At 63.9% G+C, this 12,429-nt stretch carries 10 protein-coding genes; 4 read left to right on the forward strand and 6 right to left on the reverse strand.

What is annotated here, in order from left to right; all coding sequences use genetic code 11:
- Nucleotides 1-12: 12 nt before the first annotated feature.
- A complete protein-coding gene (locus PXD02_RS10010) occupies nucleotides 13-1,104 on the reverse strand; it encodes a catalase family protein (protein ID WP_275103758.1) in 1,092 nt (363 codons plus the stop codon).
- Nucleotides 1,105-1,478: 374 nt separating this feature from the next.
- Here PXD02_RS10010 and PXD02_RS10015 point away from each other — a divergent pair, with 374 nt between their 5' ends.
- From PXD02_RS10015 to PXD02_RS10030, 4 genes are all read left to right on the forward strand, one after another.
- Nucleotides 1,479-2,507 (forward strand): HlyD family secretion protein, encoded by a 1,029-nt coding sequence (locus PXD02_RS10015; protein ID WP_275103759.1) that lies wholly within the window; start codon nucleotides 1,479-1,481, stop codon nucleotides 2,505-2,507.
- Nucleotides 2,504-3,691: an ABC transporter permease gene (locus tag PXD02_RS10020; RefSeq protein WP_275103760.1), complete on the forward strand. Its 1,188-nt coding sequence runs from the start codon at nucleotides 2,504-2,506 to the stop codon at nucleotides 3,689-3,691. Before PXD02_RS10015 ends, PXD02_RS10020 begins: the two co-directional genes overlap by 4 nt.
- Nucleotides 3,688-4,860: an ABC transporter permease gene (locus tag PXD02_RS10025; RefSeq protein WP_275103761.1), complete on the forward strand. Its 1,173-nt coding sequence runs from the start codon at nucleotides 3,688-3,690 to the stop codon at nucleotides 4,858-4,860. Before PXD02_RS10020 ends, PXD02_RS10025 begins: the two co-directional genes overlap by 4 nt.
- A 613-nt stretch (nucleotides 4,861-5,473) precedes the next feature.
- Nucleotides 5,474-6,505: an IS110 family RNA-guided transposase gene (locus PXD02_RS10030; RefSeq protein ID WP_275103762.1), complete on the forward strand. Its 1,032-nt coding sequence runs from the start codon at nucleotides 5,474-5,476 to the stop codon at nucleotides 6,503-6,505.
- Between the two features lie 599 nt (nucleotides 6,506-7,104).
- Here PXD02_RS10030 and PXD02_RS10035 read toward each other — a convergent pair.
- From PXD02_RS10035 to PXD02_RS10060, 5 genes are all read right to left on the reverse strand, one after another.
- Nucleotides 7,105-7,518, reverse strand: coding sequence for a very short patch repair endonuclease (locus tag PXD02_RS10035; protein WP_275103763.1), 414 nt, complete (start codon nucleotides 7,516-7,518; stop codon nucleotides 7,105-7,107).
- Between the two features lie 203 nt (nucleotides 7,519-7,721).
- Nucleotides 7,722-8,872 (reverse strand): IS3 family transposase gene (locus tag PXD02_RS10040; protein ID WP_473092012.1). Its coding sequence is split into 2 segments (ribosomal slippage): nucleotides 7,722-8,620 and nucleotides 8,620-8,872, totalling 1,152 coding nucleotides; the frame shifts between segments, so codons are not numbered across the junction.
- A gap of 94 nt (nucleotides 8,873-8,966) precedes the next feature.
- A complete protein-coding gene (locus PXD02_RS10045) occupies nucleotides 8,967-10,733 on the reverse strand; it encodes an oleate hydratase (protein ID WP_275103765.1) in 1,767 nt (588 codons plus the stop codon).
- Nucleotides 10,723-11,625, reverse strand: coding sequence for a 3-hydroxyacyl-CoA dehydrogenase NAD-binding domain-containing protein (locus PXD02_RS16880; RefSeq protein ID WP_473092013.1), 903 nt, complete (start codon nucleotides 11,623-11,625; stop codon nucleotides 10,723-10,725). The genes PXD02_RS10045 and PXD02_RS16880 overlap by 11 nt, the downstream gene beginning before the upstream one ends.
- Nucleotides 11,622-12,353, reverse strand: a complete 732-nt coding sequence (locus tag PXD02_RS10060; protein WP_275103766.1) for a TetR/AcrR family transcriptional regulator — start codon at nucleotides 12,351-12,353, stop codon at nucleotides 11,622-11,624. The genes PXD02_RS16880 and PXD02_RS10060 overlap by 4 nt, the downstream gene beginning before the upstream one ends.
- Between the last annotated feature and the right edge of the window lie 76 nt (nucleotides 12,354-12,429).

Raw genomic sequence — 12,429 nt, forward strand, 5'->3', positions numbered from 1 at the left:
CTGGCGCGGTCCTCAGTCGGGGATCTCGTCGAGCGTTGCCGGCTCATGCCGCTCGACAGCGTTGAGTTCGTGGCGACGCAGCATTGATGCCGCGTAGGCGGCCCGCCGGATGCGGTTGATCGAACCCAGCGGCTGGTGCGCCTCGACGCAATGCCACGGGTTGAAGTGCAGCACGTCGTCGCCATAGACGCGCCGCGCGGGCGAAAAGGCGTCCTGCGCCTCGAAGGTCAGGCTCGCCAGCGACTGCTGGGGCGAGGACTCCTCGTCCCACTGCACGGCCGCATTCTCGATGGGCATCCTGTCGAGGTCAGTCGCAAGCTGGACGCGCAGCGTGTATTCGGCGCCCTGGTCGCGGAAGAAGTCCACCACCATGTCGCGCATGGCCGAGAAGTCCACGTCCTTGATGATCCTGCCCGTCAGCGCGCGGACATTCTTGGACGCGGGCGCGAGCGAAATCTTGCCGATGTAGTCGCCGAAACGCAGCGCGCCCTGGGTGTGATAGGTTTCGCCCAGCAGATTGGCGTTGTCGCGCGCCAGCCCCTGCAGGGTTGCGCCGGGTTCGCGGCCGAAGACTTCGACAACATCCTCGGCTCCCCGAGCGGCGGCCGCGACCATGCGCTGGAAGAAGTCTGGGGCGTTTGCATTCTTTTCCAACAAGCCCAGCATCTTCTTGTATTTCTGCACCGTCCCGAAAGCGAGAACGGGAAAGTTGACCATCAGGAAGTCCTGGTTCCGGCCCGGCTCGTCTCCGGCAAGGCGCGCGCCCGGGACGTCCAGGATCTTGATCGCAAAGCCACGGGGGGCGGGAACCTCGTCGCTGTGGATGTCTCCGGGCGCCGATGATAGGCGGGCAATTACGTCATAGGTGGCGGGCTCGGCAAAGATGCCCTGACGCAGATGCGCGGGCAGGTCGTCATGGACCCTCAGCCTGCCCTTCAGGAAGCCGTGGCTTTTTGCATGGGCGTCGCGGATCGCGTGGCGGTGGCGGTCGAATGCCGCCAGATTGGCCGCGCGCATCTGCGACACGATCTCGTCGGTCAGCCGCGCCTCGTCGGGTTGCAGGACCTCCAGATCCGGGGACCACCTGACATAATCAATTTCCATTGCGACTCCGTTTGCGTTCCGCTGCCGATCGGCTTGCGAGATCAAGGGCGGACCTGTCACCGTTTGGCCGCCTAACGCGACACCCATCGGAAAGTTCATATCGACGCCGCGTCACGTCCTGCCTGCTTCAAGGCCGCAGGACCTGAGTTTCCTGTTCTTGCGCTTGCCGCGAATTGCGCCCGTCCGGCCATGACCTTCCCCGGCGCGAGGCAAGGGCTGGCCGACGACGCGACGCGCCTTCAGCAGGGGCAAGGCGCCTCTCCGGCCGCAGGGCGGCAGAGCCGGCACCTTTGCCCCGGTCCCGACGTTATGGTGGCGCGCAAGGGCGATCTCGGCCATCCATGCGGAAGCGGCGATAAACTACAAGGATCCTCATGACCTCGATCTCTTCCGACCTGCCCCCTTCGATGCCCGCCAGACGCCGGTCCCGGGTGCTGCCCTATGTTGTCCTGCTGATCCTGGCGGCCCTTGTCGCGGGGTTGGTATGGTACGCCACCCGCCCCGTCGCCATGCTGGTGCAGGGGGAGGCCGAGGCGCCACGGGTCGATGTCAGCGCCCGCGTGCCCGGGCGCGTGGTCGAACTGGGCGCCGATGTGGGCGACAGGGTCGAGCAGGGGGCGCTGCTGGTGCGGCTGGAAAACGCGCAACTGACCACAAACCTGGGCGCCGCCCAGGCCGCACTGGTGGTGGCGCAGCGCAATGAGACCGCCATCGGCGCCACCCGGCCCGAAATCATCCGCGCCCGCGAGGCCGAATTGGCCGCGGCCGAGGCCGACCTGCAACTGGCGCAGGAAGCCGCGACCCGCGATCGGGCGCTGGAACAGCGCGGCGTCCGCTCGCAGGCAGTTATCGAGCAGAGCGCCCGCAACCTTGCCGCGGCCGAACGCAAGGTCGAGGCCGCGCAGGCGCAGCTGGACCTGGCCCGTGTCGGCGCCAGCCCCGAGGAGCGCGCCGTGGCCGCGGCCCAGGTCGATCAGGCGCGCGCCGCGATTGGGCAGGCCCAGGCGAATATCGACGAACTGAACGTCACCGCCCCGCAAGGCGGCCAGGTGACCGGCCGCATGGTTGAATTGGGCGAGAACGTGGGCGCGGGCGCGCCGCTGTTCACCATCGTCGATCTGGACCGGACCTGGTTCACCTTCAACATCCGCGAGAACCTTCTGGGCGGTCTGAAGGTGGGCGACCGGCTGCGGGTGCAGGTGCCGGCGCTGGATGCCGAGGTTGATGCGGCCGTGACGCTGATCAACGCACAGGGCGATTTCGCCAGCTGGCGCGCGACCCGGGCGACAGGCGACTTCGACCTGCGCAGCTTCGAGGTCCGCGCCGCCCCCGCCACGCCGGTTCCGGGGCTCCGCCCCGGCATGTCCGCCCTGATCCGGCCGGCGGAGGCAGAGGGGGAATGAGCGGTCTCGTCACGGCGATCCGGCGCGAGTTCCGGCTGATCCGCCGCCGCCCGGCGCTGATCGGCTTGACGGTGGTGCTGCCCCTGGCGCTGTGCGTCCTGTTGGCCTTTGTCTTCCGCTCAGGGGTTGCCACCAACCTGCCAGTCGCCGTGGTCGATCTGGACCGCTCCAGCCTCTCGCGGCAGGTGGTGCGAATGCTGGACGCCACCCCTGACGTCGAGGTGTCCGCGCGGGCGGACAGCCTGCCCGAGGCGCGCTCGCTGATCCTGTCGGGCCGGGCGCGCGGCGCGCTGCTGCTGCCCGCGGGCTTCGAGCGCGACGCGCTGCGCGGCGCCCGGCCCGAGGCGGTGATCTTCTACGACAACCAGCACATGAGCGCCGGGTCCGTCGTCGCCCGCGGCGCCCGCAATGCCGTCACCGCCGCTTCGGGAGGCCTCAGCGTCAGCCTGCGCGAAGCTCAGGGGGCCGGTTCGTTGCAGGCCACGGCGGCGGCCCAGCCCATGCTGCTGCAGACGCATGCCCTGTTCAACCCCGCCCTCGACTATGTCGACTTCCTGCTGGCGGCGCTGATGCCGGCGGTGATCCAGCTGATGGCCGCCGCCGCGACCACCTATGCGGTATCGCTGGATTTCGGCCCGGGCCGCCACGCCCGCGTCCTGCCACGGCTGGCAGGCGGGTTATTGCCCGCAATGCTGGGCAAGCTGCTGCCATATACCTTCCTGTTCATGCTGATCCTCGGCATCTCTGACGTCGGGCTTTACGGGTGGCTCGGGGTGCCGCTTCGCGGCTCGCTGCTGCTGATGGGGGTGGGGGCGGCGCTGTTCATCATCGCCTGCCAGCTGATCGGGGCGCTTTGCTTCCTTCTGACGCGCGATTTCGCCCGCGCGATCAGCTTCGTGGGCGTGATCCTGGCGCCAGCGCTGGGTTACATGGGCATCGGCTTCCCGCGCGAGGCGATGCCGCCCCTGGCGCAGGCGTGGTCCGCGCTGATCCCCGGCACTTGGTATATCCAGTTGCGCATCGACCAGTCGCTGCGCGCGACCCCCATGGATCTGTCCGTCTGGCCTGTCCTTTACCTTCTGGCGATTGCCGTCGCACTGGGATTGATCGTGCTGCTGCGCCTTGACCGGATGCGATCAGCGCTTGCTCCCGCCACGGCGCGCACGGCGAGGAGGACGGCATGAAGGCGATCCTGCGCGCGCTGCGGGCCGAGCTTGCGGCGATTTTCGGCGATCCGCAGATCCTGTCGGTGATGGTGGTGTCGCTGGCGATCTATGCGCTGATCTATCCCTATCCCTACCGGCCAGAACTGCTGCGCGAGGTGCCTGTGGCGGTGGTCGATCTGGATAACTCGGCCGGTTCGCGCCAGCTTGCGCGCGACATCGACGCCAGCGAAGCGGTGGCCGTCGTCGCCCGCCCGCCGACCATGGCAGAGGCCGAGCGGCTGGTCCACGAACGCCGCGCCTATGGCATCCTGCTGGTGCCGCAAGGCTTCGAGCGCGAGTTGCTGCGCGGCCGGCAAAGCCCCATCGCCATCTATGCCGACGCGAGCTACTTCCTGATGTATCAGAAAACGCTGACCGGCATCGCCGGACCTGCCCGCACCACCGGCGTGCAGGTGCAGGTCGCGCGCCAACTGGCCACCGGCACCAGCCGCACCGAGGCCCTGTCGGGCGCCAGCCCCATCGCACTGGTTGAAGTGCCGCTGTTCAACCCGGCCGGCGGCTATGCCACCTACATCCTGCCCGCGGCCTTCGTGCTGATCCTGCAGCAGACAATGATGATGGGCCTTGGCCTTGTCGCCACGCGCCGTGCGCCCTCGGCCGATCCGCTGCCGTGGCGGATGCTGGGCCGGGCCGGGGCGTGGCTGGGCCTCTATGCGCTGCTGCTGCCGGTGTATCTGGTCGTGCTGCCTTGGGCCTATGGCCTGCCCTGGCTGGGCCATCTGCCGGCGCTGGCGATGCTGGGGGTGCCTTTCGTGCTGGCGGTCGGGTTCCTCGCGCAGGCCGTGGCGGCCGTGCTGCGCCGTGCCGAGATGGTGCAGATGGTGCTTCTGTCCTTGGGGATGCCGCTGTTCTTCCTGTCAGGCTTCTCCTGGCCCATCGAGTCGCTGCCGCCCCTGTTGCGAGCCGCCGCCCAAGCCATTCCCAGCACCGCGATGATCGAGGGCTATGTCCGCAGCGCCCAGATGGGGGCCGGACTGGCCGAACTGGCGCCCCTCATCCGCCAGCTCTGGCTTCTCGCGTTTGCCTATGCCGGAATCACCCTTCTGTTGCGCTTGGGCGCAAGCGGCTCGCGGCTTTCCGCAGCCCGGCCGGAAGTTCGGTCGCGGGAGGCGGGCGACGCCTTGTGAGGGCGTGCATGGAGGCAGGCGTCAAGGGTTGGGGCACGGCCGATCCGGGCGCGGCCATGATCTCGGGACCAGCCGACGCCCAGGCCATCAGGCCTGAATGAACGCGCAGTCGCACTACTTCTTCAGCATCGCGTAGCGGCGCGCGACCTGAGCAACGGACGCGCCCGGAGCCGTCCTCTGAAAACAGATCGACCGCTTCTCCTCGTCCGTCCAGAGCCGCTTCGTCCGACGCGCCACCGCCGCCCCATAGTGTCCACCATCCATAGTGGACACTATCGATCACTCTCTTACCGTGGCAGAGCAGTCACGCCGGACGGATACCACCCAGCGCCACTGTTCAAGAGCTCTCGGGCTGACCTCAAGGCCGGCTGGGAGTTTGGTCTGATTGAGCTAGGCGCCTCGCATCGTGGTCGCGTTTTGCGCGGCCGCTCGGTCGGTTCGAATCGAAGGCGTCCCGGAAAATTGTTGCTTTGATGCAGTGCGTTATGCGCTTCCGGCGAAGGCTCAGGCTTTAGCGAAAGAATGGAGATGGGGTGGATGCCGCTCTCCCCAGACGGCATCGCAATGTGCCAAGCTTGCGGTGTTGTATCACAAGCTGAAGGAGAGGGCATCCATGGGAGAGGTTACCATCATCGGCATCGATCTCGCAAAGAACGTGTTCCAGGTGCACGGTGCCGCGGCGGACGGGTCCGTCGTGTTCCGCAAGAAGCTGACGCGACCACAGTTTGCCCGGTTCATGGCGGAGCAGCCGCCGTGCCTCGTGGTGATGGAGGCCTGCGCCAGTGCGCATCATTGGGCGCGGGAAATGTCCCGCCACGGGCATAAGGTCCGGCTGATTGCGCCGCACTACGTCAAGCCGTTCATCAAGCGCCAGAAGAATGACGCCGCCGATGCGGAAGCGATCGTCGAGGCGGCGCTGCGACCAACCATGCGGTTTGTGGAACCCAAGACCCAAGAACAGCAAGCCCGAGCGGTTGCGTTCCGGACGCGCGAACAGCTCGTGAAGCAACGCACCGAAGCCGTGAATGCGCTGAGATCGCACCTCTACGAGTTCGGTCATGTCGCCCCCGTGGGGATCGGCTATTTGCCGCGCCTGGAACGGGTCATCGCAGATCCTGACGCCGACATTCCCGATCTGGCGCGCGAGATCTGCCAGATGCTCCTCGACCAGATCAACCAGCTGACCGGCCGGATCGATGCGCTGAAAGCCAGGATCGCGGCCTTGTCGAACGAAGCGGAAATGCCGCGCCAGCTGCAGACGATGCCGGGTGTAGGCCCGATCACTGCACTGGCCGTCGAAACATTTGCCCCTCCCATGGAGCAGTTCAAACGAGGGCGCGACTTTGCGGCTTGGCTGGGGCTAGTCCCGCGACAGGCGTCGACCGGCGGCAAGCAGCGGCTCGGGAAAACCTCGAAGATGGGCCAGCGCGACATCCGGCGACTGCTCGTCACCGGTGCGATGGCCGTGATCCGCTGGGCCCTGCGCAGGGGCGCGCCCTACAATTCCTGGCTGGCACGCCTGCTCGAACGCAAGCCGCCGATGGTCGCTGCCTTTGCGCTGGCCAACAAGATGGCGCGCGGCATCTGGGCGATGCTCACGCGCGGTGAGGGCTATCGCGATCCGGTGATCGCCAGCGCTGCTTGATCCGGCAGCAAACCGCGAAACCGGACCGCAGAGTTGTGAGGAAGGCATGAACTGCATGGGCAAATGATCGACATGATCCGGGTTGGGCAAACCAGAAACCTTCTCAGAGCTTCGAGCTCGCTGTTGGAGATTTGGCCCCAGTCCGCGCATCACCATCTCGGCCAGCGGCATCTATCGGGCCGCGTGAACAGGCCTGACAAGAGTCCGCACTCGATCACATGTCTAAGGTTCAGAAATTCCTTGCAAATGAGGGCGGCATCCACAAGAGAAGGTTCGACGGCAGACCCATCCCCTCCGCCACTTGCCCTCGCAAAAGCGTTCTCCCGATCCGGCTGCGGCCGGATTTTTCCGTTGTTTTCGAGGGTTATGCGAGAGGGGCTGAGCACTGGCCCCGGCGCCAGACGGGCTGGAAGCGTTCTCTCCGGGCCGATATTCTCCGGACCTGTTGCCTGCGCGGTTCTGGTGAATTTCTGCAAGGCACTGAGAAGATTGCGTTTTTCGTATGCCCGCTGAACACTTCGATTTCAGGGGCATGCTTCCGACATGGAACAGAAATCGGACTACGGGTACCTACCGCCGTCTGAGCGAAAGCCCACAAATCACGGAGCTTCACTAACGAACGCCTTTAGCCTGTCGAGCAGATCCAAGTCCTTTGTCTCGCATTCCCAAATGACCAGTATCTCCCATCCCGCCGCCGTTAGCTGGCGATGATGAAGCGAGTCTCTTGCCTGGTTTGCCGAAATCTTCGGCAGCCAGTACTCTTGACGCGAAAGAGGGCGCCTGCTTCCCTCCCGGCAATCATGTCCATGCCAGAAACACCCGTGCACGAAGATGGCCTTTTTCCGGCCCACGAACGCAATGTCGGGCCGACCGGGCAGATCTCGTCTATGTAGGCGGTAGCCTGTCAGACCGGCCGCACGCAGGGTCTTGCGAACGGTCAACTCGGGCTTTGTGTGCTTCGATCGGATGGCACGCATGTTTGCGCTGCGACGTGTCGACGTAATTCTATCCATCGACAGCCAGCCGTTCGCCTATTGCCCTGAGAGATTGCGAAGCCACTGGTCCAAGCCGATGAGGCGCCCACTTTCCATGTTCTTGATCACCCGTCGTTGAGTGCCTGTCATGCGCCTGCTGTTCGCTTGTCCTTCCCCGTAGGCAGCGCGAACTGCTTCAGGGCTGAGCTACTCCCCGATCCTTGGACAGCTTTCCGGCTGATTTAAGCTACTGCCTGTGCCTGCTGATCGGTTTCGCTGCTGTTGAAGTAGACCACGGCGGGCGGCTGCCCGCCATGGGCAGTGTGGGGTCGTCGATGGTTGTAGAAGTTGATCCAGTGCCCAATACCAACCTTGGCCTGCGATCCCGTTTCCCAGGCGTGCAGGTAGACGCATTCATACTTCAGGGATCGCCACAGACGCTCGATGAAGACGTTGTCGATGCAGCGCCCCTTGCCGTCCATCGAGATCCGAGTGCCAATGCGCTTCAGCCGATCAGTCCAGGCGAAGGACGTGAACTGTGAGCCCTGATCCGTGTTCATGATCCCGGGCGCGCCGAAGCGATGGATGGCCTCGTTCAGCGCCTCGACGCAGAAGTCGGCCTCCAGCGTGTTCGATATCCGCCAGGCCAGCACCTTGCGGGTGAACCAGTCCATGATCGCCACCAGATACAGAAAGCCCCGCCGCATCGGCAAATAGGTGATATCTGCGCACCAGACCTGACCGGGCCGATCCACCCGCAGCCCGCCCAACAGATAGGGATAGGTCTTGTGGCCTTTTCTCGGCTTGCTGGTGTTGGGCCTCTGGTAGATCGGCATCAGGCGCATGAGCCGCATCAGCCGCCGGATGCGTTTCTGGTTCACACCATGCCCCTCGTTCTGCAGGTGCCACGTCATCTGCCGCACGCCGTAGAAGGGTGTATCCAGGAACTGCTTGTCGATCAACAGCATGAGGTCGAGGTTCATCGCCGTCTCGCCCTGCGGCGCGTAATAGAACGACGACCGCGAGATCGATAGCAGGCGGCACTGCGCCCCGACCGACAGGCTTGGGTGGTTCTTCTCAACCATTCCGCGCCTCACTTGCCGATCCAGGGCTTGAGCTTTCGTGACAAAAAATCGTTGGCGACGGCCAGCTCTCCGATCTTGGCGTGCAGGTCACGGACAGTTTCTTCGGCAACCTCGGCCGCTGCCGCAGCCTTGCCGCCCCGCTCGAAGATCCCTGCGGCACCCTCCAGAAGCGACCGTTTCCATTGATGGATCATCGTCGGATGCACGCCATATTCGGCGGCCAGCTCTGACACTGTGCGCTCCCCCTTCACGGCTTCCAGCGCCACACGCGCCTTGAACGCCGCATCGTGGTTCCTGCGTCTCGACATCTCTGTTCTCCTCGTTCTTGGAGACCAGCAGACTTCAGATCGTAGCTTCCGTCACTGTCCGATTTTCGGGGGGTAGCTCACTATTGGTCTGTCTTCAATCTTCGATCAGATCGTACTCTTCGAGCAATTTCGCGATCTCGGTGCCTTCGAGCTTCTTCATCAGCAGCTTGCGCAGGAAGGCGGGCCCGGGAACGTCGATGCCCTTGCCATCCCTGAGCGGCGTGATGGCGGCGAGCAGGGTGCGGATGTCGTAGGTCGAGTTGAACACCTCCGGCACGCCGCGCTCGACATCCATCAGCGTGTAGACGGCCTCCATCGGCGTGCGCACCGAATATTCGGTAGTGAAGATGCAATCGCGCTGCTTGGATTCGGCGAACTGGCCGATGAAGGCGAAGTTGACGGCACCGTCCGGCACCACGTCCGGCCGGTCGCCGGCCTGCCGCGGCATGAAGAAGGCGGTGATGTATGGCATCATGGTAGGAACGGTGCTGGCGCCCTTGGCGGCCAGTTCCGGGATCTCCTCGACCGGCACGCCAAGGTGATAGAGCCACTCCTGCGTGATTTCCTCGCCGGTGCACTCCTGCATCGGCTTCTTCACATAGTCACCAGGCTTGTCCACGAAGAGGGCGTAGAACCAGGCGATCATCTGGTCCTTGGGCTGTTTCTTGAAATGGGGCTGGCGATGCACCGTCCAACTCAACAACCATGCGGAATCCTTCACCGTGACAATGCCGGCGGAGACGATCTTGCCAGTGAACGGGTTACGCTTGGTGATCTTTTCGACATACTCCGCAATGCGGGGATCGGTGGCCGTGATCGACGCCGACGCCCATTTGGTCTCCGGGATATGCGCGCCGAACACGTCGGGACGCCCGAAGGCCGGGTCCTTGGCTGCGATGCGCCGCCACAGATCCCAGGCGGGCGCCGGCCCGTCCTTCAGCTTTGCCGGCGTGTGATGGTCGCCATTGTCGGAATTCTCGGTGAGCGAGCCGATGGTGATGAAGACGAGATCGTCCGCGCCGAGATCGACGCCGCCTTCCGCGCCCTTCTCGATCCAATGGATGCGGGTCGCCTGCTTGCGGCCCTCCTGGATATCGAAATCGACATCCGTCACCTCGACGCCGTAGCGGAACTTGACGCCGTGATCGGTCAGCCACTTCACCAGCGGCAGAACCATCGATTCATACTGGTTGTAGCGGTTGAACTTGAGCGAGGAGAAATCCGCCAGATGGGCAATGTGATGGATGAAGCGGTGGATGTAGAGCTTCATCTCCAGCGCCGAATGCCATTCCTCGAAGGCGAACATGGTGCGCCAGTAGAGCCAGAAATTGCTCTTCAGGAAATCGTCGCTGAAGACCTCGTTGATCCGCTTGTTCTCCATCTCCTCGCGGGACGCCAGGAAGACCGAGATCAGGTCCTTCTGCGCCCGGTCATTCAGCGTCAGAAGATGCTTGTCCGGCACATCCTGGCCTTGGTTCTGGGTCGTGCGCTGAAGTGAGAAATTCGGATCGTCCTTGTTGAGCCGATAAAACTCGTCGAGGACACTGGCATCCTCGATTTCCAACGACGGGATCGAGCGGTATAGATCCCACAGGCACTCGAAATGCTCTTCCATCTCGCGGCCGCCGCGAATGACAAAGCCCTTGTCAGGCACGTCGAGGCCGTCGAGCGCGCCGCCCGGAATGTCCAGTTCTTCGAGGATTGTGATGCGATCGCCTGCCACGCCGCCGTCGCGGATCAAGAACGCCGCACCGGCCAGCCCGGCCAGTCCCGAGCCGACGAACCAGGCGGTTTTCCTGTCGGCACTCTCGGGCTTGCGGGGGCGGACGAAGGCTTCATAGTTTCCGCTGCTATAGTGCATGGCGAACTCCTCTTGTTCTTGTGGTCGGATCAATTAGCGGGCTTGTAGCTGTAGAAACCCTCGCCTGAGGCGATGCCCAGCTTGCCCTTGTCGATGTAGTTTTCCTTAAGCCAGGCGGCGAGCGCCTGCGCGTGTTCATCGCCATGGGAGAGGATGTTGTAGGGCGTGGCGAGCCCGATGATGTCGTAGATCTGAAATGGTCCCATCGGCGCACCCGTCGCGATCCGCCACACCTTGTCGACGTCATGCGGATCGGCGTAGCCGCCGCGGCAAGATCTGCGGCAGCGATCAGCAACGGCACCAGCAGGGAGTTGAGGACATAGCCCGCCTTCTCCTTCCGGACCGGGATCGGAACCATGCCGATGGCGGAGGCGAACACCATCACGGTATCGAACACGGCCGGATCAGTGTCGCCCGTCCCCATCACCTCTGCGGTATTGAGCTTCCAGATGCTGTTGGCGAAATGCAACGCCAGGAACCGGTCCGGTCGGCCGGTAAAGGCTTTCAGATCGCTCGGGAGCAGGGTCGAGCTATTGGTGGCGAAGATCGTCTTCTCTGGCGCAAGCTCGGCCAATTTCTCGTAAAGCGCTTGCTTGATCGACAAAACCTCCGGCACCGCCTCGATCACCAGATCGGCATCCGCGACGGCGGCGCAGAGATCGGAGGACCGGGTGATGCGCTTCAGGACACCGCTCGCCTTGCCGCCGGCCGCGCCCGGTACCTCCTTGCCATAGGTCTCCACGAGAGAGGTGAAGCGCAAACCGGCCTGGGCGAGTGCTTCCTCGCTGATGTCGTAGGCGACGACATCGAAGCCGCTATAGGCTGTCTGGAACACGATCTGGCTGCCTAGCACGCCGGTTCCAAGCACAACTACTTTCTTTATATCGGTCACTCGTTCTCCTTCCGCTCGGCATCGTGACAAAGAAACGGGGCTGCCAATTCATGCGGCGCGCGGGCCGGCTTGGCCGACACATCGGCGCCCTGACGCACTCCCACTGGTGAAGACGCTCGGTCTTTATGGGGGGCATCGAGCCCTGCCATCGCGCGGAAAAAGCCGACCAGCATCGCGTCGCGAGAGATAGCGCCCCTGATATCGCCCTGGACGGCCAGGCCCATCCAGAGGGCATAGAGGCCGATGCCGGTTTGCTCCGCAGGCAGAGCGGGCCGCAGTGCAAAGCGTTGCGTCAAATCGGTCACGAGTTGGCCGAACATCTGATAGCAGGCCGCCTTGCCAACGCGATGTCGTTCCGCGAAAGCCGGATCGCGCCGTGCGTGAAGTTGCAACTCAATCGAGAGCAGCGACCAATGTGATTCGCCGGCAAGCTTTGCGAGCCGGGTGGCGAGTAACTGGAGCGTGGCTTCACAGTCATCGCGATCGCATTGCGCGACGAGACCCCGAAGCAGCGTTACCTCATCCTGGATATGGCTCTGTAGAATCTCAACCAGTAGATCATCCTTGCTGGCGAAATTCGAGTAAAAAGCCCCCTGCGAGTGGCCTGCGGCGGCGCAGATGTTGCGGATCGACATCGCGGCAACGCCCTCTTCGACAATCGACGTATGCGCTGCGGCGATCAGCCGATCACGCGTCTGGCGCTGCGTATCCTTTCGCCTTTGTGACATAGTCCGATCCTCGGGATAGCCACCTATAGGGGGCAATGCACAAATCAGAGATCACATGATATCCGAAATCCAGCAA

The sequence above is a fragment of the Paracoccus sp. S3-43 genome (assembly GCF_029027965.1).
GTDB lineage: Bacteria > Pseudomonadota > Alphaproteobacteria > Rhodobacterales > Rhodobacteraceae > Paracoccus.

What these genes read in the sequence shown, in the direction of transcription:
- PXD02_RS10020 (WP_275103760.1), top strand. Translation starts at nt 2,504, where the DNA reads ATGAGCGGTCTCGTCACGGCGATCCGGCGCGAGTTCCGGCTGATCCGC.
- PXD02_RS10035 (WP_275103763.1), bottom strand. Translation starts at nt 7,518, where the DNA reads ATGGATAGAATTACGTCGACACGTCGCAGCGCAAACATGCGTGCCATC.
- PXD02_RS10045 (WP_275103765.1), bottom strand. Translation starts at nt 10,733, where the DNA reads ATGCACTATAGCAGCGGAAACTATGAAGCCTTCGTCCGCCCCCGCAAG.
- PXD02_RS10015 (WP_275103759.1), top strand. Translation starts at nt 1,479, where the DNA reads ATGACCTCGATCTCTTCCGACCTGCCCCCTTCGATGCCCGCCAGACGC.
- PXD02_RS10010 (WP_275103758.1), bottom strand. Translation starts at nt 1,104, where the DNA reads ATGGAAATTGATTATGTCAGGTGGTCCCCGGATCTGGAGGTCCTGCAA.
- PXD02_RS10060 (WP_275103766.1), bottom strand. Translation starts at nt 12,353, where the DNA reads ATGTCACAAAGGCGAAAGGATACGCAGCGCCAGACGCGTGATCGGCTG.
- PXD02_RS10030 (WP_275103762.1), top strand. Translation starts at nt 5,474, where the DNA reads ATGGGAGAGGTTACCATCATCGGCATCGATCTCGCAAAGAACGTGTTC.
- PXD02_RS10025 (WP_275103761.1), top strand. Translation starts at nt 3,688, where the DNA reads ATGAAGGCGATCCTGCGCGCGCTGCGGGCCGAGCTTGCGGCGATTTTC.